A 23,830-nucleotide genomic window follows, 5' to 3' on the forward strand; every position below is an offset into this window, starting at 1 on the left:
TCGGCGCCGCGCCGCGCCTCCACCCCGCAGGCAGTGGATCGTCCCGGCAGACGCTTCGGTAGCGTGAGGGTATGAGCCATCCGCACCCAGAACTCAAAGCCGCCCCACCCCTGCCCGACGGAGGACTCAGGGTCACCGCCCTGGGCGGCCTGGGGGAGATCGGTCGCAACATGACCGTTTTCGAGCATGCCGGCAAGCTGCTGATCGTGGACTGCGGTGTGCTGTTCCCGGAGGAGAACCAGCCGGGCGTGGACGTGATCCTGCCCGACTTCACCTCCATCCGGGACCGCCTCGACGACATCGTCGCCATCGTCCTCACCCACGGCCACGAAGACCACATCGGCGGCGTGCCCTATCTGCTGCGGGAGCGGAGGGACATCCCCCTCGTCGGCTCCAAGCTCACCCTCGCCTTCATCGAGGCCAAGCTCAAGGAGCACGGGATCAGGCCCCGCACGGTGCGCGTGCGCGAGGGCGACCGGCGCGGCTTCGGCCCCTTCGACTGCGAGTTCGTGGCGGTCAACCACTCCATCCCCGACAGCCTCGCCGTCGCGATCCGCACCGAGGCCGGGATGGTGCTGCACACCGGTGACTTCAAGATGGACCAGTTCCCCCTGGACGACCGCATCACCGACCTGCGCGCCTTCGCCCGCCTCGGCGAGGAGGGCGTGGACCTGTTCCTCACCGACTCCACCAATGCCGAGGTTCCCGGCTTCACCACCTCGGAACGCGAACTGAACCCCGCGATCGAGCAGGTGATGCGCACCGCGCCGCGGCGGGTCATCGTCTCCAGCTTCGCCAGCCACGTGCACCGCATCCAGCAGGTCCTGGACGCCGCCCACCAGCACGGCCGCAAGGTGGCCTTCGTAGGCCGCTCCATGGTCCGCAACATGGGCATCGCCCGTGACCTGGGCTACCTCAAGGTGCCGTCCAACCTGATCGTGAACACCAAGGAGCTGGAGAAGCTCCCCGACCACAAGATCACCCTGGTGTGCACCGGGTCCCAGGGCGAGCCGATGGCCGCCCTGTCCCGGATGGCCAACCGCGACCACCAGATCCGCATCGGCAAGGGCGACACCGTCCTGCTCGCCAGCTCCCTCATCCCCGGCAACGAGAACGCCATCTACCGGGTGATCAACGGCCTGACCCGGTGGGGCGCCAACGTCGTCCACAAGGGCAACGCGAAGGTGCACGTCTCCGGTCACGCCAGCGCCGGCGAGCTCGTCTACTGCTACAACATCGTCAAGCCCCGCAACGTCATGCCCGTGCACGGCGAGTTCCGTCACCTGCGGGCCAACGCCGACCTCGCCATCCGTACCGGTGTCGACCCCGACCGGGTCGTCATCGCCGAGGACGGTGTCGTCGTCGACCTCGTCGACGGCCGCGCCTCCATCACCGGCAAGGTGCCCGCGGGCAACGTCTACGTGGACGGCATGGAGGTCGGCGGCGCCACCGAAGCGTCCCTCAAGGACCGGGTCACCCTCGCCCAGGAGGGCGTCATCACGGTCGTGGCCATCGTCGACGCCGACACCGGTGCCCTCGCCGAGGCCCCCGACTTCCTGGCGCGCGGCTTCGTCCACGACGACACCACCTTCGAGCCGGTCATCCCCGTCATCGAGAAGACGCTGGCCACCGCCGCGGAGGAAGGCGTCGGGGACGCCCACCAGCTCGAACAGCTCGTCGCCCGTGCCGTGGCCAACTGGGCCTTCCGCACCCACCGCCGCAGGCCGCTGATCATCCCCGTCATCATCGACGCCTGACCGTCAGAGAGGTGAACGGATGAGCCTGCGCTTCGAGGAGATCGACTGGCAACCGACCCCCCTCGGCGAGATCAGTCTGCGCCGGCGCCGCCACCCGGTGTCGGGCGACGACGTGTACGAGGTGAAGCTCGGCGACGAGTTCCTGATGTCCAGTCTCTTCACCACCGGCGAGATCGCGCTCACGGAGCTCGCCCTGGCGGAACTGCCGGCCACCGAGCTGGACGTCGCCGTCGGCGGGCTCGGACTCGGATACACCGCCCGGGCGGCCCTGGACGACCCCCGGGTGCGCTCGCTGACCGTGATCGAAGCGCTCGGCGAAGTCATCGGCTGGCACCAGCGGCACCTGGTGCCCCTCGGGGCCCGGCTCACGTCGGACGACCGCTGCCGCCTGCTCCACGGCGACTTCTTCGCGCTGGCCGGCGACCCCCGCGGTCTGGACCCGAAGGAGCCGGGCCGCCGCTTTCACGCCATCCTGCTGGACGTCGACCACTCACCGCGCCATGTCCTCCACCCGCACCACGCGGCGCTCTACGAGCCTGACGGACTCGCCGCCCTAGCCGCTCACCTCCACCCCGGCGGGGTGTTCGCCCTGTGGTCGAACGACCCGCCCGACGAGCGGTTCACCTCCGCCCTCAGGGAGGTCTTCGCAGAGGCGGCGGCCCATGTCGTCGACTTCGACAACCCCCTGCAAGGCGGCACCTCGGCCAACACCGTCTACCTGGCGGGCAGAGCACCGGACCCGCCGTAGGGCGCGCGGCCACCCATTACGGCAGGTCACCGCGTTCGCTGGTCTCTTCCGGGGCATCCGGCCGGAAGCGCGTCCCAGGTGTGGGCCCGCCGGAACGGGAAAGTCCGCCCTTGTGGACGCGCTTCTGCTGACCTTCGGGCACAGCACCGCCGGCCGGGACCGGATCACCGGGTTGCTGCGTGATGCCGGTGTGGCGGCCGTCGTGGACGTGCGGACCGCTCCCGGCAGCCGCCGCGACGCCGACCTGCTGCGGGAGCGGCTCGCCGAGTGGCTGCCGGGCGCCGGTATCGCCTACCGGTGGGAACCCGCCCTCGGCGGGTTCCGCTCCCTGCCCGCGGACAGTCCGGACGTCGTGTGGCGCAACGACTCCTTCCGCGGGTACGCCGCCCACACCCGCTCCCCCGAGTTCGTCTCCGCCATGGACCGCCTGCTGCGCGAGGCCGCGGGCGCCCGCACGGCCGTGATGTGCAGCGAGGCCGTCTGGTGGCGCTGTCACCGCCGCCTGATCGCCGACTTCGCGGTGCTGGCCCGGGGCGTACCGGCCCACCACCTCATGCACGACGGGCGCCTGAGTCTCCACACCCCGACGCCCGGCGCCCGCCTGCGCGACGACGGGCTGCTCGTGTACGACGGCCACGACGGCCGTACCGAGCCGGCCCGCGGCTGAGTCGGTCAGTACAGCTTGTTCACCGCCGTGACGGTCGTGGCCTTGAAGTCCGCCACCTCGGCGTGCTGGAAGGTGCCCATCTGGCCCCAGCGGACGACGGTCACGGTCCGGCCGTCGCGGCCGACCGAGAAGAGGCCGATGTCGGAGGAGCCCCAGGCGGAGACGGTGTGGATGCCGTAGACGTCGGCGCCCTCCTCGACGTTCAGCCGGCCGTAGTACTTCTGCGTCGCCGTGATGTCCGGATCCTGCTGCATCAGCTTCTTCGCGCAGCCGGCGAGGTCTTTGCGCAGCAGTGCCGCGAAGTCCTTCGCCCTCTGTTCGCTGCGCTCCTCGACCGTGATCTGCTGGGCGTTCGTGTCGAACTCCGTCCAGTAGTCCCGGTGCGTGCTGGTGGACGGCAGCGCTTCGCCGACGCACATCGGCAGCGGGTCGGGCTGGCCGGCGGTGGCCGGGCCGGCGTACCAGGGCGACGTCGGGTGCGGCGGCAGTTCGGCCGGCTCCAGGAACCGGGGTGTGTCGGAGGCCGGCGTAGTGGCGGCGGCCGGGACGGCGGCTGCGACGACACCGGCGACGGCCGCCAGCGCGGCGACGGTGGTACGGATGCCTCGGGCACGGATGCGCATGGTCTCCCCCATGGGTTTCCCCGGTCGAATGCGCGGGCTTCAGCCCTTGCCCCCTGTACGACCCGTCACCGCCCGCCTTCGTTGCCCTGTACGCCTGCTACGGATCCGTCCCGAATGTCACCGCCGTGCTACCGCGGATCGAGCCCCTCGCCGAGGGCGGCGACGGCGGCCGGGCCGTGACCGGCGGCCAGGAGCGGGGCGCGGATGTCGCGGTGGAGATCGGGGACGTAGCCGACCAGCACGTCGGCGGGGCCCTGGACGCGGACCTCGCCGAGGGCGGCGGGCAGGAGGAGGGTGCGGGCGCGGTCCAGGGGGCCGGTCCAGGAGCCGGAGGTGACGGTGACCGGGGAGCCGGCGTTGGTGACGATCCGCGCGGTGGAGAAGGTGTGCACCAGGGGCGTCCCGGTACCGGCGGTCCAGCGTTCGAGGGCGAAGTGCGGGCCGGCGCAGAGCACCGTGCGTGCGACGCCGTCGTCCAGGGGGATGCTCAGGCCCGGGTGGAACTCGGGCCGGGGCTCGGGGCGCCACTCGTCGAGGAGGCGGGCGAGGTTGGTGTGCCACTCCCGGTCGGGCACGGGCGAGCCGTCCTCCATGTGGCTGCGCATGGCGTGCTGCTGGATGTCGGAGGTCTGCTCGATCTCGTACACGAGCGTGCCCGGACCGAAGCTGTGCAGGGTGCCGCCGGGGACGTAGACCGTCTGGCCGGCGCGGACCGGCAGGCGGCGCATGACCGCGTCGAAGTCCTGCGCGAGCAGCGCGCGGTGCAGGCTGTCGCGGTCGACGCCGGGGTGTACGCCGACCAGGGCGGTGGCTCCCGGGGCGGCGTCCAGGACGTGCCAGGCCTCGGTCTTGCCGTGGGGTTCGCCCTCCAGGCGCCGGGCGGTGGCGTCGTCGGCGTGCAGATGGACCGGGAGCGGACGGCTGCCGTCGATGAACTTCGTGAGGAGCGGGAAGCGGGGGCCGGGGCGCGGGTGCGGTCCCAGCAGTTCCTCGGCGTGCTCGGCCATGAGGTGGCGCAGCGTGCGCCCGGCCAGGGGGCCGTCGAGGACGGTCGAGGCGTCACCGTCGACGTCACTGACCTCCCACGTCTCGGCGATCGGGCCGTCGGGCAGGCCGGTGCGGCCCAGCCGCTCGGCGATGGCGCGCCCGCCGAAGACGTGCTGCTTGACGGGGGTGGTCAGCCGCAGCGGATGCCAGTCCACGTCCCTCCTCGGGCGGTTCGGTGCCGGTTTCGGCCGGGGTACCCCGGCCGGGGGCGCGCATGTGTGCGGCCGATGCCGACCGCGATGCCGCCACCGCGCCCGGGGCGGACGGTTCGCGGGGTCCGCGAGGAGCACCCTGCGCCGCCGGCGCCGCCGGGCCCGCTCGCCCTCCTGGCCCGTCGGATCCGGGCCGCCACGTCCCCGTCGCCCACGACGGGGACGACCGCTTCTGCCGTTCCGGCAGCGGACCGTGCGACCCGGTGGCGGCGGGGGTGCTCGGCCGCTCGGCGGATGCCGCCGGCTTGCGCCCGGCGCGCGCTGCGAGTGCGGCCGGTGATCCGCTTCACACCGGCGAAGGGACAGGCCCGGGCCGTACAGGGCGTAAAGCGACCGAAGAATGGATATGGGTCATACGGCGAAACGCGGGGAGTGTCCGACGTGCCCGGATGCCGGGTGCGGCGGCCTCAGGAGGGGGAGCGCGCATGGACGGCCGGCCCTTGTATCTCGAACCGCGGCTGGAGCCACGACTGAGGTCGCTCGTGGCGGCGCAGAGCACCCTGCACTCACTCACCGACGCGCTCGGCTCGCCCCTGCACGTCGTGGTGCCGGACCAGATCGCCGAGAACCTGGAGCGGTTCCGGTCGGTGTACCGGGCGCACCACCTGTCGGGGCAGGTCTTCTACGCCCACAAGGCCAACCGGTCCAGTGCGCTGCTGCGGCGGCTCGCCGCGACGGACGCGGGCGTGGACGTCGCGTCGCTGGGCGAGTTGCAACACGCGCTGGGTGCCGGTTTCGGCGCCGACCGGATCACGGCCACGGGGCCGAAGAACCCCGAGTTCCTGTGGCTGGCGGCGTGTACGGGCGTCACGGTCAGCGTCGATGCCGTCGCCGAGCTGGACCAGCTCGCCGCCCTGGTGCGCAAGCACGCGCTCGCCCCGGTGCGGGTGCTGCTGCGGCTGTCGGGCTTCGAGACGTCGGGCGTGAAGGTGCTGAGCCGGCGCAGCCGCTTCGGCACGCCGGTACGGGAGTTGGAGCTGCTGCTGGAAGCGGTCGAGCGGCATGCCGACGCGGTCGATCCGAGGGGGGTGGCCTTTCATCTGGACACGACGAGCGTCGCGGAGAAGGCGACCGCCCTCGAAGGGAGCCTGGCCGCACTGGAGTCGTGCCGGAGCCGGGGGTTGCGGCCGCGGGCCGTGGACGTCGGCGGCGGGTTCGGCATCAGCTATCTCGCCGAGCGGGAGCAGTGGGAGGCATACACGACCGGGCTGACCGAAGCCGTCCTCGGCCGGCGTCCGCCGCTGACGTGGGGCGGGCACGGCTACGGGCTGCGCAACGAGTCCGGCACCCTGCGCGGCACGCTCGGCCTCTACCCCGCCCACCGGTCCGTCGCCGGCGCCGCCTACCTGGACGAGTTGCTGGCCCAGCCCGCCGTCTCGCTGGGCGGGCGGCCCCTGGCCGCGCTGCTGCTGGAGCACCTGTACGACCTGCACACCGAGCCCGGCCGGGCGCTGCTGGACCAGTGCGGACTCACGCTGGCGCGGGTCCTGGAGGTCCGCGCCCAGGACACCGGCGGGGAACTGCTGGTACGGCTGGCCGCGAAGGCGGACGACATCGCCCTGGAGGACCACGGGGTGCTGATGGACCCGGTCGTCGTGCCCCGGAGCGGAGCCGGGCCGGGCGGAGGGCCCGTCGCCGTGCACCTCTTCGGCAGCCTCTGTCTGGAGACCGACCTGATCACCCGGCGCACGGTGTTCCTGCCGCGCCGCCCGGAACCCGGCGACCTGCTGGCCTTCGCCAACACCGCCGGCTACGCCATGGACTTCCACGCCACGCGCGCCCAGCACCAGCCCGCCGCCCGCAAGGTCGCCGCCTGGCAGGACGGCGACGCGTGGCGCTGGTGCCTGGACGACCAGTTCTGGCCGATCACGCCCTCGAGGGGAGCTCAGTGAGGTACGACAGCATCACCGAGGCGATAGGCAACACCCCTCTGGTACGGATAGACCCAGCGGTGCACGGCCTGCGCACCATAGATCTGTACGCCAAGCTCGAAATGCTCAACCCGTTCGGCTCGGTCAAGGACCGGGCCGCCTGGGGCATGGCGGGGCCCCTGCTGGCCGATGCGGTCGAACACGGCAGCCAGGTGGTCGAGTTGTCCAGCGGCAACACGGCCAAGGCGCTCGCGGTCATCGCGGGCATGCACGGCCTGGGCTTCAAGAGCGTCACCAACCGGATGCGGGTTCCGGAGATCAAGGACCTCCTGCTGCTGCTCGGCGCGGAGATCGAGGAGCTGCCGGGGCAGAGCGAGTGCCTGGACCCGACCGCCACGGACGATCCGCTGACCCTCTTCCACCGGACGCTGTCCGCTTCGGGCAGCGCCTATCTGCACACCGACCAGTACTTCAACCCGCGCAACACCGAGGCCCATCTCACCGGCACCGGGCCGGAGATCGTCAAGGACCTGGACGGCCGGGTCCCGGACTGGTTCGTCGCCTGCGTGGGCACGGCCGGTTCCTCCACGGGAGTCGCCCGCGCCCTGCGGGAGGAGGATCCGTCCGTGCGGGTACTCGGACTGGTCGCGGCCAAGTCCGACTTCATCCCGGGGATCCGCACCATCGACGAGGTGCAGGAGGTCGGCCTGTTCGACCCGGAGACGTACGACACGATGGAGTCGGTCAGTGCCGACGAGGCGATCGAGGGAATGCTGACCCTGAACCGCCGCTGCGGCATCCTCGGCGGGCCCACCGGCGGAGCCGCCTACTTCGGCGCAGTCCGCCATCTGCGGGCGCTGGACGAGGAATCGCAGGAGCGGCGGACCGCGGTGTTCATCGTCTGCGACCGGGTGGAGAGCTATCTGGGCTACGTCCGGCAGCGGCGGCCCGATCTGCTGGGCCGGCCGCCGCGGCAGAACTCGCCGGCCGACCTGTCCGACGCCGAGGTCGGCGAGGCGCCGTCGGTCACCGTGGCCGAGGCCCGGCGCTGGATCGAGACCGACCGGCCGCTCGTGGTCGACCTGCGCAGCTCCTACGCCTACGCGGCGCTGCACATCGACGGATCGGTCAACATCGTCGACGAGCTGTTCGCCGAACTCGTCCGGGGCGGGCTGCCGTTCAGCCGGCGTCAGCCGGTCCTGCTGGCGTGCCCGGTGGGCGAGCAGTCCGCCCGGTACGCGGCGCTGCTGACCCGGATGGGCCACCCGGACGTGCGCAGCCTGGCCGGCGGCGTCATCGCCTGGCGGGACGCGGGCGCGCCCCTGGTGCGGGACTGACCGGCATGACCGCACCGATCACCCGCGAGGAGCTGCGCCCGTGGCAGCGAGCGCTGCGCGCCCAGTTCCCCATCGTCACGGGGCATCCCGAGCTGGCGTACCTGGACAGCGCGGCCACGGCACAGAAGCCGCAGGCCGTCCTGGACGCCGTGCAGACGTATCTGACCACCACCAACGCCAACGCCGCGCGCGGTACTTACACCTGGGCCAACCGGACCACGGAGCTGGTCGAGCGGACCCGCGGGCGTGTCGCCCGGTTCCTCGGGGACGACCGGCCGGAGCGCTCCGCCGTCCACTTCACCGGCGGCACCACCGAGGGACTGCGCACCATCGCCCGCGACTGGCTGCCGGGCTTCCTGCGCGACGGCGACGAGATCGTCGTACCGGACGCAGACCACCAGGCCAACATCACGCCCTGGCTGGAGGCCCAGCGGCTGCTCGCCCGGGAGGGCGTGCACGTCCGGGTGGTGCCGATGCCGTACCAGAGCGGCTCCGGGGACTACGACCACCGGGCGCTGACCGAACGGGCGGGCCCGCGCACCCGGTTCGTCGCCACCACCCATGTGCACCACGTCTACGGCGGCGACATGAACGTACAGCGCATCCGCGAGGCCGTCGGCCCGGACGCGGTGATCTGCCTGGACGCCGCGCAGAGCGTCGGTCATCTGCCGGTGTCCGTGACGGAGCTGGACGTCGACTTCGTCGTGTTCTCCGGGCACAAGGCGCTGGCCCTGCCCGGTTCGGGGGCGGTGTGGGCGCGGCAGGCCCGCGGGCCGGCGTTCGTGCCCGGCGGGTGGAGCGGCACGCCGAACACCGTGGGCATCGCCTCGCTCGAGGCGGCGCTGGACTGGCTGGAGGCGGCCGGTGTCGACCGGATCGAGCGCTGGACGGCCGACCTCGCGGCCCGGCTCACCGAGGGGCTGCGCCGGCTGGACGCCTACGAGATCCTCGGCTGCCCGCTCAGCCTGGCCGCCGACACGACCGTGCAGCGCCGCCAGGGCATCGTGACCCTGCGGCACCGCGCCATCGACTCGGGCGACCTGGGGTTCATCCTGTTCAGCCACGGGTTCATGGTCCGCTCCGACCATCACTGCCAGGGTGACGCGGGCGAGAAGACCGGTTCGGTGCGGGTGAGTCTGCATGTGTACAACACGGTTGAGGAGATCGACCGGCTGCTGTCGGTTCTCGCCTCACTCCCGTGACACGACCAACTAGGCGTAATGGGAACCGTTTCCACCTGTAGGCTCGGGACGGAAAGAGTCAGGTGCGAGACGGCGAGGTGGCGCGACCGGATGGGGCTGAGTCTGGCGACGGCGGAGCGGTGGGTGGAGCGCTGGGAGCTCCAGCAGCAGCGGTACGCCGTGGACCGCGAGGAGCGGTTCACGGTGATCGCCGATGTCGTCGAGCACATCGCGGCGGGGCGCGTGCCCCCGCCCCTCGTCGTGGACCTGGGCTGCGGGCCCGGCTCCCTCGCGGCCCGGCTGATCCGGCGGCTGCCGGACGCCGAGATCGTGGCCGTGGACCGGGATCCCGTCCTGCTGGAGCTGGGCCGCACCCATCACCCTGACGCGGCCCGCTACGTCGACGCGGAGATCGGCGCGCCCGGCTGGGTGCGGGCCCTGGATCTGGACCGGCCCCTGGACGCGGCGGTCTCCACGACGGCCCTGCACTACCTCGACCGCGACACCCTGCTCGGCACCTACCGGCAGCTCGCGGCGCTGCTGCGACCCGGAGGCGTTCTCGTCAACGGCGACCATCTCCCCCAGGGCGAGACCGGCCCGGCCGGGATCGCCGCCCATGTCGGGCGGTGCCGGGCCGCCCGGCAGCGGGCGTTCGCGCACGAGGACTGGGGCTCCTGGTGGGCCGCGGTCGGCGACGACCCGGAGCTGACCGACCTCCTCGCCGAGCGCCGCCGCCGCGAAGCCCTCGACACCGGCCGCCCCGCCGAGCTCCCCCTCTCCACCCACCTGGAGCTGCTCCGGCAGGCGGGCTTCGGCAAGGCCGGCCCGGTGTGGCAGTACGGCGACAGCTGCGTGGTCGTGGCGGTGCGCTAGAAGTCCCCCGGCCCGGCGATTCACTCGTGCACCCGCTTCGGGTGGCGGGTGGGGGCGGGTGCCCCGACAATACATGCAGGGATCGCTATATGTTAATGTCGCCATGCCAGCCCGGCCGAAGCGCCACGGGCGGCCACCAGCACACAAGGAGCACCACCATGACCACCGCCGAGCACATCACCCACGAGGACCACGCGCACGCCCACGGCGACGACTGCGGCCACCTCGCCTTCACCCACGGCGACCACACCGACTACGCCCACGACGGCCACATCCACCGGATGCACGGGGATCACGCCGACGAGTGCGCGAACAGCGGCCACGCGGTGCACCCGAACCACGACCACCAGCACGGCGACGACTGCGGCCATCTGGCCGTACGTCACGACGACCACACGGACTACGTGCACGACGGCCACCGTCACGCCGCCCACGAGGGACACTGGGACGACCACTGACAGGAGTCGTCCCCGGCGGCACGGAGAGTGAACTGGAAATCGTTGTCATATGCTAATGTGTGCATATGACAACGACGCCCTCTCCCCCGACGGACGAGCCGGACCCGACCCTGCAGGCGGCCAGTGAGCTGCTGCGCGCTCTGGCCTCCCCCGTACGGCTGGGCATCGTGCGCGAGCTGTCGGGCGGCGGGAAGTACGTCCATGAACTGGTGACGGCCCTGGGTGTGAGCCAGCCGCTGGTCTCCCAGCATCTGAGGGTGCTGCGCACCTCCCGGATCGTCACCGCCCGGCGTCAGGCCCGCGAGACGCGGTACACCCTCACCGACGACCACGTGGCGCACATCGTGCTGGACGCCATCCGGCACGCGCAGGAGTAGGGCCTCTCAGGTCAGGCTGCCCCAGTGGACGGTGCGGTCGCACCAGCGCTCCAGCAGGACGCGGTCGTGGCCGACGGCCAGCAGGGCGGCGCCGGTCGCGGCCCGGTAGTCCTCGACGGCCGCGACCAGGGCGGCGGCCGTCGAGGCGTCGAGCATCGCGGTCATCTCGTCGCACACCAGCAGGCGCGGGCGCAGCACCAACGCCCGGGCGAGGCAGGCGCGTTGCAGCTGCCCGTCGCTGACCTCGTGCGGCCGCCGGGGCAGCAGGTCGGGGGTGAGACCGACGACGGGGGCCAACTCGGCGACCCGGCCGGGGACTTCCCGGCCGCGGCCGGTGGCGCGCAGGGGCTCGGCGATCAGGTCGGTGAGCGGCAGCCGCGGGTCCGCGGAGAGCCTGGCCTGCTGGAAGACCACCCCGAAGGCGGTGCGCCGGTCGCGCGGGGCGCGGTGGCGCCAGCGCCGCACCGGCTCGCCGTCGAGGAGCAGGGTGCCGGAGTCGGGGCGGTGCAGAAGGGCCGCGACCCGCGCGAGGGTGGACTTGCCGCAGCCGCTCGGGCCGAGCAGTCCGACGGACTCGCCCGGCGCGACGGTCAGGGACACGTCCCGGACCACCGGGGCGTTCCTGGCGTATCCGGCGGTGATGGAGCGCAGTTCAAGCACGGACGTCCTCCGGCACGTACGGGTGGTGGCAGGCGACGGTGCCGGTGGGCGGCGGGGAGGCACAGGTGCCGGTGGCCCGGTCGCAGCGGGCGGCGAAGGCGCAGCCGGCCGGAAGCGCGCCGAGCTCGGGCGGCATGCCGGGGATGGGGGTGAAGGCCCGGTCGGGCAGGGCCCGGAGCAGGCCGCGGCTGTACGGGTGGCGGGGCCCGGGCGAGCCGAAGAACGCGGTGGCGTCGGCGAGTTCGACGATCCGTCCGGCGTACATGACCGCGACCCGGTCGGCGATGCGCTCGGCGGCCGCCAGATCGTGGGTGATCATCAGCAGGGCCCGTCCGCGGCCGCCCTCGCCCGGGTCGTCGACGTGCCGCCGCAGTTCGTCGACCGTACGGTCCACCAGGTCGCGATCGAGGCCGGTGGTCGGTTCGTCGGCGAGCAGCAGGGGCGCGTCGCCGACCAGGGCGAGGGCGGTGGCGGCGCGCTGGGCGAGTCCGCCGGAGAGCTGGTGGGGGTGGCGGTCGAGGTGGTCCGCGGGGAACGCGGCCCGTTCGGCGGCGGCCTCGGCGGCGGCCCGCAGGGCGGCGCGCCCCCGGGTCGCGGTCAACGCGGCGACGGTCTCCTCCAGTTGGGAGCGGATGGTGCGGACCGGGGTGAGGTGGGCGGCCGGGCTCTGCGGTACGAGGCCGATGAGCCGCCCTCGTACGGTGCGGGCGAGGGTCCGCTCGTCGGCCGTGAGCAGGTCCAGGCCGCCGAGGAGGGCCGAGCCGGCGGTCTGGGCGTTGCCGGGGAGCAGTCCGAGCAGGGCGGAGGCCAGCACGGACTTGCCGCAGCCGCTCTCCCCGATCAGGGCCAGGCACTCGCCGGGCGCCACGTCGAACCGGGCGTCGGTCACGGCGGCCACGCGACGCCCCGCGGGCATCAGGAACCGGACCGAGAGCCCGCGGACGGACAGCACGGGGGGTGTGACATCCAGGCCGGCGCTCACAGCATCAGCTCCGATCGGCGACGGGGATGGATCCGCTCCCGCCAGGCCCCGGCGAGTCCGGCGATGGCGAGGGTCGGGACGATGAGGAAGAGGCCCGGGAAGAGGGTCGGCCACCACTGGCCGGCGAGGAGGGAGCCGCGGGCGCTCTGGACCAGGGTGCCGAGGCTCGCCGTGTGCGTGGGCAGCCCGAGTCCGAGGAAGGACAGCGCCGACTCGTGCCACATGGCGTGCGGCACCATCAGCACGGCGGCGAGCGCGGCCTGGGGAAGGACGGCGGGCAGCAGGTGCCGTACGGCCACCCGCCACCGGGACGCCCCGCCGGAGACGGCGGCGTCGACGTACGGCCGCGACCGCAGCGACAGCACCTCGGCACGGACGATCCGGGCCGTGGACAGCCAGTGGGTCAGCGCGACCGAGATCACCACCGGCCACACCCCGGGGCGGAACATGGCGACGATGAAGATGCCGAGCAGCAGATGCGGCACGGACGAGAACGTGTCGACCACCCGCATCAGGGCCCGGTCGGCCCACCCGCCCAGTGCCCCGGCGGCAGCGCCCACGGCGGTGCCGACGACGGTCGCGGTCAGCGCCGCCGCCACTCCGACGAGCAGCGAGACGCGCAGGCCGTAGACGCAGCGCAGCAGCAGGTCGCGGCCGACGTCGTCGGTACCGAACGGGTGGGACCAGGACGGCGGTCGAAGCTTGGCGGCGAGGTCGACGGCCTGCTGGTCGAGCTGGACCAGCGGCGGCACGAGCAGCACGGCGAGGACGGTCGCGGCCACCAGCACGGCGGAGGTGCGCACGCGCAGGGCGCGGGTGGAGCGGCGTTTCGGTCCGTGCGACCGCCATGCGGTCGTCTGCGGGGCGCCGGCGGGCGCCGGTGCGTCACATGTCACTGAGCTTCACCCTCGGGTCGAACAGTCCGTAGAGCAGGTCGGCGAGCAGGTTCCCGGCGAGGACGGCGGCGGTGGCCAGGGTGGTCAGGGCGGCGAGCAGCGGGAAGTCGACGGAGGTGGCCGCCTCGACGGTGGCCGCGGCGATGCCCGGCCAGCTGAAGACGCTCTCCACCAGCAGCGCCCCGGTGATGAGTTCGGGGACACGGGAGCCGATCAGCGTGAGCACCGGCAGGAGCCCGGAGCGCAGGGCGTGGCCGAGCAGGACGGTGCGTTCGCCCAAGCCCCGGGCCCGGGCGCCGCGGACGGGGTCCTCCGCCAGGGCGTCGCCGACGCCCTGGCGTACGTACAGCGTGAACCAGGGCAGTTGGGACACGGCGAGGACACCGGCGGGCAGGACGAGATGGCTGGTGACCTGGCCGGGCGTGACCCGTTCGCTGCCGGTGTCGGTCAGGCCGCCCGCCGGCAGGACGTCCCACTGGAGGGCGAACAGCCAGATGGCGAGCAGCGCGATCCAGAAGACCGGTGCCGCCTCCAGGGTGTAGGCCAGGGAGGTGACGGTCCGGTCGACGAGCGAGCCGGGGCGGCGGGCTGCGAGCACGCCGAGAAGCGCGCCCACCAGCACGGCGGCGGCGAAGGCGACCGCGCAGAGCAGCGCGGACCACACGAGCCGTTCGCCGATGACCTGGGCGACCGGTTGCCGCATGACGCTGGAGTGGCCGAGGTCGCCGGTGAGGGCGGAGGTCAGCCAGTGCCACCAGCGGGCGGCGAAGGGCCGGTCCACGCCGAGGTTCTCGCGCAGCCGGTCCAGGGTCTGCTGGTCGGCGCCGAGCGCGGCGGTGCCGGCGTACGCCTTGACGGGGTCGAAGGGGGAGGCTGCGGCGATGGCGAACACGCCGAAGGTGACGACGAGCAGGACGGGGACGGCGAACAGGACCCGCCGTCCCGCCAGCCGCGCCATCGCTCCCCAGGGGAGGCGGGTCACTTCTTCGGCTGCCAGTCCTCGATGTTCCACCAGGGGCCGCTGGCGAAGCCGTGCTCGTGCGGCTCCAACTGGGTGTTCAGGCCCTCCCAGCGGTCGGCCAGGACGTAGAGGTGGTCGATGTGGGTGAGGAAGGTGTAACCGGGGTCCTGCACCAGGGCACGCTGGAGCTTGTCGTAGGCCGACTTGCGCTCGGCCGGGTCCTGGCTGCGGCGGCCGTTGTCCAGGGCCCGGTCCACGGCGGGGTTGTCGTAACGGGCCATGTTGTTGAAGCCGTCGCCGGCGAGGGAGGAGTGCAGCAGGGTGTAGAGGCCGAAGTCGGGGTCGCCGGTGCTGCCGAAGCCCGCGAGGACGGCGTCGTCCTTCATGCGTGGTTCGATGACCTCCCAGGTGGCGCTCTCCACCCGCACGTCGATGCCGGCCTTCTTGGCGTCGGAGGCGTAGGCGAGGGCGTGGTCCTGGCGGACCTTGTCGCCGGCGGGGTAGAGCAGGTCGAAGGAGGCCCACTGTCCGTCCCGGGAGCGGACGCCGCCCTCGCCGGGCTTCCAGCCGGCCTCGTCCAGGATCCTGCCGGCCTTGCCGAGGTCCTGGGTGCGCTCGATGTCCTCGGTGAAGGCAGGGTCGTCGACGGGCAGCGGCCCGTACGCCGGGCGGCCCGCGCCGTCGAGGATCTTGTCGACCATGGCCTCGCGGTCCACGGCGGCGTCGAGGGCCTGCCGGATCGCGCGGTCGCCGGTGACCTTGTTCGCGGTGGGGAGGGCGACGGCCCGGAAGTCGTAGGACCGGGCCTCGTAGGTGCGCTTGCCGTGGTCGTTCTTGAAGGTGGCCGCGAGGTTGGGCGGCAGGACCGCACCGTCGAGGTCGCCGGAGCGCAGGCGGGTGGCGCGCACGTTGTCGTCGCCGATGACCGCCATGGTGAAGGTCTTCACCTTCGGCTCGCCGCCCCAGTAGCGGGGGTTGGCCTTGAAGGTGAGCTTCTCGCCCTTGCTCCAGCCGGCGAGGACGTACGGCCCGGTGCCGACCGGCTTCGTGTTGAAGGAGCCGGTGTTGGGGTCCTGCCCACCGGCCACGTGCTCGGGGACGATGGGCAGGACCGTGCGGGCGGCGAAGGGGGCGTAGGGGTACTTCAGCGTGAAGACGACCTTGCCGTCGCCGCTCGCCCGGACCTCCTTGACGGCGTCCAGCTCGCTCTTGAAGGTGTTGTTGGTCTTCGGGTCGAGGGCGGTCCGGTACGTGTAGACGACGTCGGCGGCCGTCAGGGGCTCACCGTCGCTGAACTCGACCCCGTCGCGCAGCGTGTAGGTGTACGTGCGGCCACCGCCGGTGATCTTCGGCAGTCCGGCCGCCAGCGCGGGCTTCAGCTTCAGGTCGGCGTCGTGGGCGAGGAGCCCGTCGAAGATCTTGGAGTTGCCGTCCTTGCCGTAGCCGAGGAGCGGGCTGAGGGTGCCGGGTTCGGAGGCCACCCCGAGCACGACGGACCCTGCGGATGTGCCGTCGCCCGAGCCGCCGCTGCTGGGGGCCGAACAGGCGGTGACCGCCGCGGCCAGCGCCGCCGTGGCGGCGGCCCCTCGTATCCGACGGGTCGACATGTGACCTCACACCCCTTGATGCCCTGATCCTGCTGTTGCAAAGACTTCGCAATTAAACAGGATCGGCGGGCGTCCCGGAATCAGGACGCCCGCCGGACGGTTCACCGCCGTGCCGAGGCCTGCTTCAGGGTGATGTCCTGGTTCTTGACCGCATGGAAGGCAGGCAGCGGCAGGCCGCCGAAGCTGCGCAGCTCCATCACGGTCGCCTCGACGTGCGCCGCCCCGGCCTCCAGCGCGCCGGATCCCGGACGGCCCGAGTTCACCCAGCGGTGCTCGGCGCCGTCGCACACCGCCCGGGTACCGCCGATGCCGTGACGGGTCGTGGAGGCGCCCTGGTTCACCGAGGAGCTGACGAAGACCGGGCCACTTGAGCCGGTGCAGCGGTAGGTGCCGGACAGGGTGACGGTGCCGTCGGCGGCGATCCGGCCCACGGCGCCGACCGTGACGGAACCGGTCGGGGCGAGGGCGGACGCGGTGGCGGGCGCCGCGCCGGCACCGGTGAGCAGGAGCAGCGCGGCACCGGCCGCCGCGCCGAGAAGGGGACGTACACGCATGGGGGGAACCTCCCGAAAGGGGTGGAAGTGTGGTTTCCACTCGTACCCGGCTCGCCGGGCGGGCGCCCGTGGTCCTCACCCCTTCGGTGGCGAGTCCGCGCCGGCCGTCGCGGGGCCGTCCTGGGAATGTCCTGGGCGTGTCACGCTTCCCGCCGGGCCGTTCCGATGAGTTCGGGACGGGAGGATGGTCTGTCTGTACGAGTCATGCGAATCCTTCGAATGGCCCTACCGACGTGGAGGTGCGCCATGTGTGCCCACCAGCCCCTGTGCTCCGCGACCGACTCCCCCGCCGCGCACGTCGTGGCGGCCCGCCCCGAGCAGGGCTGGAGCCTGCTGTGCGACGGGACGGTCGTCTTCGACGACACCGGTGAACTGCTTCCGGACGGACGCGTGGTGCAGCCGCGCCGGGTGACGGCGCGGGGGCTGGCCGTCGCGGCCTGACCGGAGGGCCGCTCCACGGCGGCACGACGGTCGCCCTACGGCAGGACGGCGAAGCCGTCCAGTTCCACCATCGCCTCCGCGTCCCACAACCGGACGACCTGGACGACCGCCATCGCGGGATAGTCGCGACCGGCCGACGCGCGCCACAGGCGGCCCAGTTCCACCGCGTGCGCGCGGTACGCCTCGACGTCCGTGGTGTAGACGGTGACGCGGGCCAGGTCGGACGGTGTGCCGCCGGCCGCGCTGAGGGCGGTCAGCAGATTGGTGAGGGCCTTCCCGAACTGCTCGGGCAGGGTCCGTCCGACCACCTTGCCGTCGGTGTCGAGGGCGGTCTGCCCCGCGAGGAACACCACCCGTGACCCGGTGGCCACGACCGCGTGGGAGAAGCCGGCCGGCGGGGACAGCTCGGACGGGTTGACGCGTTCGGTGCTCACGGGGCCTCCTGACGGGCGTACAACTCCTTGGCGATGATGCCGCGTTGCACCTCGCTGGCCCCCTCGTAGATGCGCGGGGCGCGCACCTCCCGGTAGAGGTGTTCGAGCAGGTGGCCGCGTTGCAGGGCCCGGGCACCGTGCAACTGGACGGCCGTGTCGACGACGTACTGCGCGGTCTCGGTGGCGAGCAGTTTCGCCATGGCGGAGCGCCGGGGCACCTCCGGGGAGTCCGCGTCGTACGCCGAGGCCGCCGCGTGGACCATCAGCCGCGCCGCCTCCGTGCGCAGGGCCATCTCGGCGACCTGGTGCGCGACGGCCTGCAGGTCCCGCAGCTTGCCCCCGAAGGCGTCCCGGCCGGCGGTGTGGGCGAGGGTCGCGTCGAGAGCCGCCTGGGCCATGCCGACGGCGAACGCGCCGACGCTGGGCCGGAACAGGTTGAGCGTCCCCATGGCGACCCGGAAGCCGCGGTCCACCTCGCCGAGCACGTCGTCGGCCGTCACGGGCACGGCGTCGAAGCCGAGGGCGCCGATGGGGTGCGGCGAGAGCATGTCGAGAGCGCGGCCGGTCAGGCCCGGCCGGTCGGCGGGCACGAGGAAGGCCGTGACGCCACGGGCCCCGGCACCCGGGGTGGTCCGGGCGAAGACGGTGTAGAAGTCCGCCTCGGGGGCGTTGGAGATCCAGCACTTCTCACCGGTGAGGCGCCAGCGGGCGGTGCCGTCGGGGGCGGCGGTGAGTGCCGTACCGGCCGATGCCCGGCCGCCCTGTGCGGCGTCCGGCTCCGCTCGCAGTTCCAGCGCCGCCGCGTCCGACCCCGCTCCCGGCTCGCTCAGCGCAAAGGCCGCGATCACCGTGCCGTCGGTGACCCCGGGGAGCCAGCGGGTGCGTTGCGCCCGGGTGCCGTGGGTGTGGACCGGGTGGGCGCCGAGGCCCTGGAGGGCCAGGGCCGTCTCGGCCTCCGTGCAGGCGTAGGCCAGGGACTCGCGCATCAGGCAGAGGTCGAGCGCACCCGAGGTGAACAGGCGCCCCAGCAGCCCGAGGCCGCCCAGTTCGGCGACCAGGGGCCGGTTCACGTGCCCTGGTTCACCCTTGTCGGCCAGCGGGCGGAGCCGTTCCGCGGCCAGGGTGCGCAGTTCGGCACACCAGGAGAGTTGTTCCGGTTCGAGCGAGAATGCGGTCATCGCCGGTCCCTTCTCCGCCACCCTGCGTTCCGGCTGGGCCACTCCGAGGCTATCGCGGACCGTTGACTGTCGTCACCAACACGATACGCTCCAGGGGCGAGCCCACCACGCCAAGGGGGCGAACCGTATGAATCCACGGGGCACGGCCCACGTCGACTCCTTCGCCCGGGACCATCTGCCACCCCCGGACCAATGGCCCGAGCTCCGTTTCGATCTGCCGGAGCTGCACTACCCCGAACGGCTCAACTGCGCCGCCGAGCTGCTGAACGGAGCGCCCGGCGACCGCCCGGCGTTCCTCACCGCCACCGACGAGACGTGGACGTACGGCGAACTGCGCGCCCGCGTGGACCGCGTCGCGCATCTGCTCACCGGTGAACTCGGTGTCGTCCCCGGCAACCGGGTCCTGCTGCGCGGCCCCACCACGCCCTGGCTCGCGGCATGCTGGCTGGCGGTGCTGAAGGCGGGGGCCGTGGCGGTCACGGTGCTCGCCCAGCAGCGCCCGCACGAGCTGAGCACGATGTGCGAGATCGCGCGGGTGCGGCACGCCCTGTGCGACATCCGGGCCGTCGACGACCTCGCCAAGGCCGAGATCCCCGGCCTGCGGATCACGGCCTACGGCGGTGACGCCCCGGACGACCTCCTCAACCGCCCGGCGCCCGGCACACCGTACGGGGCCGTCGCGACGGCGGCCGACGACGTGGCACTGATCGCCTTCACCTCCGGCACCACCGGCCGCCCCAAAGGCTGTATGCACCTGCACCGGGACGTCCTGGCGATCGCCGACACCTTCTCCCGGCACGTCCTGAAGCCCGGAGCGGACGACCTGTTCACGGGCAGTCCCCCGCTGGGCTTCACCTTCGGTCTCGGCGGGCTGGTGGTCTTCCCGCTGCGGGCCGGCGCGAGTGCGCTGCTGCTCGAACAGGCGGGGCCCCGGCAGCTGCTCCCCGCGATCGCCCGGCACCGGGTCTCCGTGCTGTTCACCGCGCCGACGGCGTACCGCGCGATGCTCGACGAGCTCGACGGGTACGACGTCTCCTCCCTGCGCCGCTGCGTCTCGGCCGGCGAGAACCTGCCGGCGGCCACCTGGCAGGCCTGGTACGAGCGCACGGGCCTGCGCGTCATCAACGGCATCGGCGCGACCGAGCTGCTGCACATCTTCATCTCGGCGGCCGACGACCGGATCCGGCCCGGGACCACGGGCGTTCCCGTGCCGGGCTGGGACGCGCGCGTGCAGGACGCGGACGGCCGGCCCGTACCCGACGGGCAGCCGGGGCTGCTCGCCGTACGCGGACCGGTCGGCTGCCGGTACCTCGCCGACCCGCGGCAGCGGGACTACGTGCGCGACGGCTGGAACATCACCGGCGACACCTACGTCCGCGACCCCGACGGCTACTTCCGCTACGTCGCCCGCGCCGACGACATGATCATCTCGGCCGGGTACAACATCGCCGGCCCCGAGGTGGAGGACGCGCTGCTGCGGCACCCGGACGTGGTGGAGGCGGCGGTCGTGGGGCGGCCCGACGAGGCCCGCGGGCAGGTCGTGCTGGCCTTCGCCGTCCTCAGAGAGGGCGCGCGGCGGGACGCCGAGGCGCTGCGCGCCTTCGTGAAGAGCGAGCTGGCGCCGTACAAGTGCCCGCGTGAGATCGTCTTCCTGGACGCGCTGCCGCGCACGGCCACCGGCAAGCTCCAGCGGTTCAGACTGCGCGCCCACGGGGTACCGGAAGGCGACCGGGACTGATCCGTACGACCTAAGATGATCAACGTGTCCGACCAGCATGCACCACGGTCTCTCATCGTCACGCTCTACGGCGCGTACGGCCGCTTCGTACCGGGCCCCGTGCCGGTAGCCGAACTGATCCGGCTGCTGGCCGCGGCCGGCGTGGACGCCCCGTCCGTACGCTCCTCGGTGTCGCGGCTCAAGAGACGCGGACTGCTCGTGCCCGCCCGCACCGCCCAGGGTGCGGCCGGGTACGAACTGTCCCCGGACGCCCGGCAGTTGCTCGACGACGGCGACCGCCGTATCTACACCTCGGCTCCGCCCGAGGACGAGGGCTGGGTGCTCGCGGTGTTCTCCGTGCCGGAGTCGGAACGGCAGAAGCGGCATGTACTGCGCTCCCGGCTGGCCGGGCTCGGTTTCGGAACGGCCGCTCCGGGCGTGTGGATCGCGCCCGCGCGGCTGCACGAGGAGACCCGGCACACGCTCCAGCGGCTGGGGCTCGACACGTACGTCGACTTCTTCCGCGGCGACCACCTCGGCTTCGCCCCGACCGCCGAGGCCGTCGCCCGGTGGTGGGACCTGGCCGCCATCGCCAAGGAGCACGAGGCGTTCCTCGACCGCCACGCGCCGGTGCTGCACGACTGGGAGAAGCGCGAGGACACCCCGGCCGAGGAGGCCTACCGGGACTACCTCCTCGCGCTGGACTCCTGGCGCCACCTCCCCTACACCGACCCGGGTCTGCCGTCCGAACTGCTTCCCGCCGACTGGCCGGGAGTCCGCTCGTCGGCGGTGTTCCGGGGGCTGCACGAGCGGCTGCGGGACGCGGGGGCGGAGTTCGTGGGGCTCTGACCTCCGCGGGCACCGCCCGGTTTGCCGCGTTTGGTCCGCTGTGGAACGGTCAAACGATGTCCGCGAGTGGACGGAGCGCGCAGCGGGAGGCGGACCGAGGGATGACCGTCACCACACCACCGAGGACGGCAGGCGCCCGCGCGGACCGGCTCCCGTGAGGCGGTGGGGGCGCTCGGTGCGCGGCGAGTGGGAGCGGGCCGGTGCGCACACCCTCGTCCGGCAGGGCCGCGAGGTGGAGTTGCTGCACCGGGCCATGGGGTTCGCCACGCTCGCCCTGGTCACGCTGGCACCGCTGCTGATCGTGGTCGCCGCCGCCGACCCTCTGGGACGGGGCGGATTCGCCTCGTGGCTGGCCGACGGCATGGGGCTGTCCGGGCGGTCCGCTCGGGTGCTGACGGACATCATCAGTCCGCCGCGCAAGGTCATCGGCACGACGAGCGTGCTCGGCGGGGTGGCGCTCGCCGTCTTCGGCGTCGCGTTCGGCGGGAGCGTGCAGAACGGCTACGAGCGGATCTGGGGCCTGCCCTCGGGCCCGTGGCACCGGGTCTGGCGGCAGGCGGTGTGGATGATCGCGGTGACCACGTACCTGTACCAGGAGGTGCAGACGCGGGACCTGGCCTCGGGACCGGAGCGGATCGCGCTGAGCGCGGCGTCCGGTGTGCTGTTCTTCTGGTGGGGGCAGCACTTCCTGCTGGGCGGACAGGTCCGCTGGCGCGACCTGCTCCCGGGGGCGGTGGCCACCGTGCTGGGGCTGGGCGGCCTGCGCATGTTCTCCTACTTCGTCTTCACCCCCCTCATCGTCACCAACGCCATCAGCTACGGAGCGGTCGGTGTGGTCCTCGTCGTGGAGTCCTGGCTCATCGGCGTGGGTTACGTCGTCTACGGCGGCGCGCTCCTCGGCCGCTGGGGCCTGGAGCACCACGGGCCCGGGCATCGCGACGGGTAGCCGGCCCCTCAGCCGAGCCACACGGACCGCGCCAGGACGTGACGCGCCCCGTCCTCGTAGCGGCCCGGCCACCGGCCTGCCGCGCGCAGTGCCGGGCGCGGGTTTCCGCACGCCGCCCGTCGCGACCGCGGCAGCCGCAGGCCGGGCTCGGGCCCGGCCGAGCACGGGCCCGGCCGAGCACGGGCCCGGCCGAGCACGGGGCCTCGGCCGCCGGCGCGGGGCGGGTGCAGCAGCGTCGGCTCGGCGGCGCGGCCGGAGACGTGCCCGTATGCCGCCACCGGGCCGTCCTCCACCACCAGCGCCGCGCGTCGCACCGGCGTCTCCGGCACGGGATCCGCGGCCCGGGTCCGGCAGTCGCACGGACGGGCCGGCCGCCTCCGGCGCGCACCGATGGCGTGCGCCCCTTCGGCCGGCGCGGGCCGGACGGCCGGCGCGCCCGCCGGCCCGCCCCGTTCACAGGTCAACCTCCGCGCCGCCGGTGCCGCGGCCGGAAACGGCAGCGCCGTTCTGTACTTACGCACATGCCACCCTCAGGGATCCCGGCTCCGGCTCATGCGAACCCACAGGGGACTTTCCCCTCGCATCTGCGGCATTATCATCGGCGCATGCCCAGCAGAGGGAGCGCAACCGTGATGACCCGAACCGTGCGCCGGATCCGCCGCCCGCTCCAGGGGGCCGCGGTGGGAGCCGCCGCCCTGCTGGCCCTGAGTGCCTGCTCGTCGTCCGGCTCGGACTCCTCGGCGCAGCCGGACTCCTCCAGGTCGGGCAAGCTCTCCGGTGAGGTGACCGTCTTCGCCGCGGCCTCTCTGCAGGAGAGCTTCACGACGCTGGGCGAGCGGTTCGAGAAGAGGCACCCCGGCACGAAGGTCACCTTCAGCTTCGGCGGCAGCGACTCCCTCGCCGCGAGCATCACCGCGGGCGCCCCGGCGGATGTCTTCGCCTCGGCCAGCCTCAAGACGATGAAGATCGTCACGGACGCCGGAGACGCCTCGGGCCCGCCCGTCGCCTTCGTCCGCAACGAGCTGGAGATCGCCACCCTGCCGGGCAACCCGCACAAGGTCTCCTCCCTCGAGGACCTCACCGCACCGGGCCTGAAGGTCGTGCTCTGCGACAAGGAGGTGCCGTGCGGCGCCGCGGCTCGCAAGGCCCTCGACGCGAGCGGGCTGAAGCTCACGCCCGTCTCCTACGAGCAGGATGTCAAGGCCGCGCTCACCAAGGTGGAGCTGAAGGAGGCCGACGCCGCCGTCGTCTACAAGACCGATGTCGAGGCGGCGGGTGACAAGGTGCAGGGCGTGCGGTTCCCCGAATCCGCCGACGCCGTCAACGACTACCCGATCGCCCTGCTCAAGGACGCGAGGAACGCCGAGGCCGCCGAGGCGTTCATCGCGCTGGTGCGGTCCGCCGAGGGGCAGAAGGTCCTGAGTGGGGCCGGGTTCCTCAAGCCGTGACCTCCC

25 protein-coding genes are annotated in these 23,830 nt (G+C 73.0%); 14 read left to right on the plus strand and 11 right to left on the minus strand.

Features of this window, described 5'->3' with window-relative positions; translation table 11 throughout:
• The first annotated feature begins 71 nt into the window (after window positions 1-71).
• From IO24_RS0111210 to IO24_RS0111220, 3 genes are all read left to right on the plus strand, one after another.
• On the plus strand, window positions 72-1,757 hold the full coding sequence (locus IO24_RS0111210) for a ribonuclease J (RefSeq protein ID WP_031134559.1): 1,686 nt from the start codon (window positions 72-74) through the stop codon (window positions 1,755-1,757).
• Between the two features lie 19 nt (window positions 1,758-1,776).
• On the plus strand, window positions 1,777-2,505 hold the full coding sequence (locus IO24_RS0111215) for a polyamine aminopropyltransferase (RefSeq protein WP_031134560.1): 729 nt from the start codon (window positions 1,777-1,779) through the stop codon (window positions 2,503-2,505).
• Between the two features lie 112 nt (window positions 2,506-2,617).
• Entirely contained in the window at window positions 2,618-3,172 is a 555-nt protein-coding gene (locus IO24_RS0111220) for a DUF488 domain-containing protein (protein ID WP_199808826.1), read from the plus strand.
• A 5-nt stretch (window positions 3,173-3,177) separates the two neighbouring features.
• On the opposite strand, the gene IO24_RS0111225 is transcribed toward IO24_RS0111220, so the two are convergent.
• Complete coding sequence (locus IO24_RS0111225; protein ID WP_199808827.1) at window positions 3,178-3,807, minus strand: hypothetical protein; 630 nt, start codon at window positions 3,805-3,807, stop codon at window positions 3,178-3,180.
• 116 nt (window positions 3,808-3,923) lie between these two features.
• Window positions 3,924-4,997 carry a type I phosphomannose isomerase catalytic subunit gene (locus IO24_RS0111230; RefSeq protein WP_031134565.1) on the minus strand — a complete coding sequence of 358 codons (1,074 nt, stop codon included), beginning with the start codon at window positions 4,995-4,997 and terminating at the stop codon, window positions 3,924-3,926.
• 482 nt (window positions 4,998-5,479) lie between these two features.
• Here IO24_RS0111230 and IO24_RS0111235 point away from each other — a divergent pair, with 482 nt between their 5' ends.
• From IO24_RS0111235 to IO24_RS0111260, 6 genes are all read left to right on the plus strand, one after another.
• Window positions 5,480-6,946, plus strand: coding sequence for a type III PLP-dependent enzyme domain-containing protein (locus IO24_RS0111235; RefSeq protein WP_031134567.1), 1,467 nt, complete (start codon window positions 5,480-5,482; stop codon window positions 6,944-6,946).
• On the plus strand, window positions 6,943-8,262 hold the full coding sequence (locus IO24_RS0111240; RefSeq protein ID WP_031134569.1) for a pyridoxal-phosphate dependent enzyme: 1,320 nt from the start codon (window positions 6,943-6,945) through the stop codon (window positions 8,260-8,262). Before IO24_RS0111235 ends, IO24_RS0111240 begins: the two co-directional genes overlap by 4 nt.
• 5 nt (window positions 8,263-8,267) lie before the next feature.
• The gene (locus IO24_RS0111245; RefSeq protein WP_031134571.1) at window positions 8,268-9,464 is read left to right on the plus strand and encodes an aminotransferase class V-fold PLP-dependent enzyme; all 1,197 of its coding nucleotides are present in this window, start codon (window positions 8,268-8,270) and stop codon (window positions 9,462-9,464) included.
• A gap of 90 nt (window positions 9,465-9,554) precedes the next feature.
• A complete protein-coding gene (locus IO24_RS0111250; protein ID WP_031134573.1) occupies window positions 9,555-10,316 on the plus strand; it encodes a class I SAM-dependent methyltransferase in 762 nt (253 codons plus the stop codon).
• A 158-nt stretch (window positions 10,317-10,474) separates the two neighbouring features.
• A complete protein-coding gene (locus tag IO24_RS0111255) occupies window positions 10,475-10,774 on the plus strand; it encodes a hypothetical protein (protein ID WP_031134575.1) in 300 nt (99 codons plus the stop codon).
• A 65-nt stretch (window positions 10,775-10,839) separates the two neighbouring features.
• Entirely contained in the window at window positions 10,840-11,151 is a 312-nt protein-coding gene (locus IO24_RS0111260; protein WP_031134576.1) for an ArsR/SmtB family transcription factor, read from the plus strand.
• Between the two features lie 6 nt (window positions 11,152-11,157).
• Here the strand turns inward: IO24_RS0111260 and IO24_RS0111265 are convergent, their stop codons facing one another.
• The 6 genes from IO24_RS0111265 to IO24_RS0111290 form a co-directional block, all read right to left on the minus strand.
• Entirely contained in the window at window positions 11,158-11,811 is a 654-nt protein-coding gene (locus tag IO24_RS0111265; RefSeq protein ID WP_031134579.1) for an ABC transporter ATP-binding protein, read from the minus strand.
• Window positions 11,804-12,727: an ABC transporter ATP-binding protein gene (locus tag IO24_RS0111270; RefSeq protein WP_045296099.1), complete on the minus strand. Its 924-nt coding sequence runs from the start codon at window positions 12,725-12,727 to the stop codon at window positions 11,804-11,806. Before IO24_RS0111270 ends, IO24_RS0111265 begins: the two co-directional genes overlap by 8 nt.
• Before the next feature lie 62 nt (window positions 12,728-12,789).
• A complete protein-coding gene (locus tag IO24_RS0111275) occupies window positions 12,790-13,689 on the minus strand; it encodes an ABC transporter permease (RefSeq protein WP_031134583.1) in 900 nt (299 codons plus the stop codon).
• Complete coding sequence (locus tag IO24_RS0111280) at window positions 13,679-14,647, minus strand: ABC transporter permease (protein ID WP_031134585.1); 969 nt, start codon at window positions 14,645-14,647, stop codon at window positions 13,679-13,681. The genes IO24_RS0111275 and IO24_RS0111280 overlap by 11 nt, the downstream gene beginning before the upstream one ends.
• 20 nt (window positions 14,648-14,667) lie before the next feature.
• Window positions 14,668-16,257: an ABC transporter substrate-binding protein gene (locus IO24_RS0111285; RefSeq protein WP_031134587.1), complete on the minus strand. Its 1,590-nt coding sequence runs from the start codon at window positions 16,255-16,257 to the stop codon at window positions 14,668-14,670.
• 101 nt (window positions 16,258-16,358) lie between these two features.
• Complete coding sequence (locus IO24_RS0111290; protein ID WP_031134588.1) at window positions 16,359-16,811, minus strand: DUF6299 family protein; 453 nt, start codon at window positions 16,809-16,811, stop codon at window positions 16,359-16,361.
• A gap of 246 nt (window positions 16,812-17,057) precedes the next feature.
• Between IO24_RS0111290 and IO24_RS0111295 the strand changes: the two genes are divergently transcribed.
• Window positions 17,058-17,252 carry a DUF5999 family protein gene (locus IO24_RS0111295; protein WP_031134591.1) on the plus strand — a complete coding sequence of 65 codons (195 nt, stop codon included), beginning with the start codon at window positions 17,058-17,060 and terminating at the stop codon, window positions 17,250-17,252.
• A gap of 35 nt (window positions 17,253-17,287) precedes the next feature.
• Here IO24_RS0111295 and IO24_RS0111300 read toward each other — a convergent pair whose 3' ends face one another.
• Both IO24_RS0111300 and IO24_RS0111305 read right to left on the minus strand, forming a co-directional pair.
• The gene (locus tag IO24_RS0111300; RefSeq protein ID WP_031134593.1) at window positions 17,288-17,686 is read right to left on the minus strand and encodes a RidA family protein; all 399 of its coding nucleotides are present in this window, start codon (window positions 17,684-17,686) and stop codon (window positions 17,288-17,290) included.
• Entirely contained in the window at window positions 17,683-18,864 is a 1,182-nt protein-coding gene (locus IO24_RS0111305) for an acyl-CoA dehydrogenase family protein (protein WP_031134595.1), read from the minus strand. The genes IO24_RS0111300 and IO24_RS0111305 overlap by 4 nt, the downstream gene beginning before the upstream one ends.
• A 127-nt stretch (window positions 18,865-18,991) precedes the next feature.
• Here IO24_RS0111305 and IO24_RS0111310 point away from each other — a divergent pair, with 127 nt between their 5' ends.
• From IO24_RS0111310 to IO24_RS0111320, 3 genes are all read left to right on the plus strand, one after another.
• The gene (locus tag IO24_RS0111310) at window positions 18,992-20,602 is read left to right on the plus strand and encodes an AMP-binding protein (protein WP_031134598.1); all 1,611 of its coding nucleotides are present in this window, start codon (window positions 18,992-18,994) and stop codon (window positions 20,600-20,602) included.
• A 15-nt stretch (window positions 20,603-20,617) separates the two neighbouring features.
• Window positions 20,618-21,430 carry a PaaX family transcriptional regulator gene (locus tag IO24_RS0111315; RefSeq protein WP_031134600.1) on the plus strand — a complete coding sequence of 271 codons (813 nt, stop codon included), beginning with the start codon at window positions 20,618-20,620 and terminating at the stop codon, window positions 21,428-21,430.
• Window positions 21,431-21,584: 154 nt separating this feature from the next.
• Complete coding sequence (locus tag IO24_RS0111320) at window positions 21,585-22,376, plus strand: hypothetical protein (RefSeq protein WP_031134601.1); 792 nt, start codon at window positions 21,585-21,587, stop codon at window positions 22,374-22,376.
• A gap of 8 nt (window positions 22,377-22,384) precedes the next feature.
• Here IO24_RS0111320 and IO24_RS0111325 read toward each other — a convergent pair whose 3' ends face one another.
• Window positions 22,385-22,690: a hypothetical protein gene (locus IO24_RS0111325; protein WP_031134603.1), complete on the minus strand. Its 306-nt coding sequence runs from the start codon at window positions 22,688-22,690 to the stop codon at window positions 22,385-22,387.
• Window positions 22,691-23,008: 318 nt separating this feature from the next.
• On the opposite strand from IO24_RS0111325, the gene modA reads away from it, so the two are divergent.
• Complete coding sequence (gene modA, locus IO24_RS0111330; protein ID WP_031134605.1) at window positions 23,009-23,824, plus strand: molybdate ABC transporter substrate-binding protein; 816 nt, start codon at window positions 23,009-23,011, stop codon at window positions 23,822-23,824.
• The last annotated feature ends 6 nt before the right edge of the window (window positions 23,825-23,830 follow it).

Origin of the sequence: Streptomyces flavovariabilis (genome assembly GCF_000725785.1) — a bacterium.
Classification (GTDB): domain Bacteria; phylum Actinomycetota; class Actinomycetes; order Streptomycetales; family Streptomycetaceae; genus Streptomyces; species Streptomyces hawaiiensis.

Bases quoted from the DNA above. Each gene is read 5' to 3' on its own strand.
- IO24_RS0111260 (WP_031134576.1), top strand. From the start codon at position 10,840: ATGACAACGACGCCCTCTCCCCCGACGGACGAGCCGGACCCGACCCTG.
- IO24_RS0111225 (WP_199808827.1), bottom strand. From the start codon at position 3,807: ATGGGGGAGACCATGCGCATCCGTGCCCGAGGCATCCGTACCACCGTC.
- IO24_RS0111315 (WP_031134600.1), top strand. From the start codon at position 20,618: ATGATCAACGTGTCCGACCAGCATGCACCACGGTCTCTCATCGTCACG.
- IO24_RS0111210 (WP_031134559.1), top strand. From the start codon at position 72: ATGAGCCATCCGCACCCAGAACTCAAAGCCGCCCCACCCCTGCCCGAC.
- IO24_RS0111250 (WP_031134573.1), top strand. From the start codon at position 9,555: ATGGGGCTGAGTCTGGCGACGGCGGAGCGGTGGGTGGAGCGCTGGGAG.
- IO24_RS0111245 (WP_031134571.1), top strand. From the start codon at position 8,268: ATGACCGCACCGATCACCCGCGAGGAGCTGCGCCCGTGGCAGCGAGCG.
- IO24_RS0111235 (WP_031134567.1), top strand. From the start codon at position 5,480: ATGGACGGCCGGCCCTTGTATCTCGAACCGCGGCTGGAGCCACGACTG.
- IO24_RS0111290 (WP_031134588.1), bottom strand. From the start codon at position 16,811: ATGCGTGTACGTCCCCTTCTCGGCGCGGCGGCCGGTGCCGCGCTGCTC.
- IO24_RS0111295 (WP_031134591.1), top strand. From the start codon at position 17,058: ATGTGTGCCCACCAGCCCCTGTGCTCCGCGACCGACTCCCCCGCCGCG.
- IO24_RS0111255 (WP_031134575.1), top strand. From the start codon at position 10,475: ATGACCACCGCCGAGCACATCACCCACGAGGACCACGCGCACGCCCAC.
- IO24_RS0111285 (WP_031134587.1), bottom strand. From the start codon at position 16,257: ATGTCGACCCGTCGGATACGAGGGGCCGCCGCCACGGCGGCGCTGGCC.
- IO24_RS0111270 (WP_045296099.1), bottom strand. From the start codon at position 12,727: ATGCCCGCGGGGCGTCGCGTGGCCGCCGTGACCGACGCCCGGTTCGAC.
- IO24_RS0111280 (WP_031134585.1), bottom strand. From the start codon at position 14,647: ATGGCGCGGCTGGCGGGACGGCGGGTCCTGTTCGCCGTCCCCGTCCTG.
- IO24_RS0111310 (WP_031134598.1), top strand. From the start codon at position 18,992: ATGAATCCACGGGGCACGGCCCACGTCGACTCCTTCGCCCGGGACCAT.
- IO24_RS0111305 (WP_031134595.1), bottom strand. From the start codon at position 18,864: ATGACCGCATTCTCGCTCGAACCGGAACAACTCTCCTGGTGTGCCGAA.
- IO24_RS0111215 (WP_031134560.1), top strand. From the start codon at position 1,777: ATGAGCCTGCGCTTCGAGGAGATCGACTGGCAACCGACCCCCCTCGGC.
- modA (WP_031134605.1), top strand. From the start codon at position 23,009: ATGACCCGAACCGTGCGCCGGATCCGCCGCCCGCTCCAGGGGGCCGCG.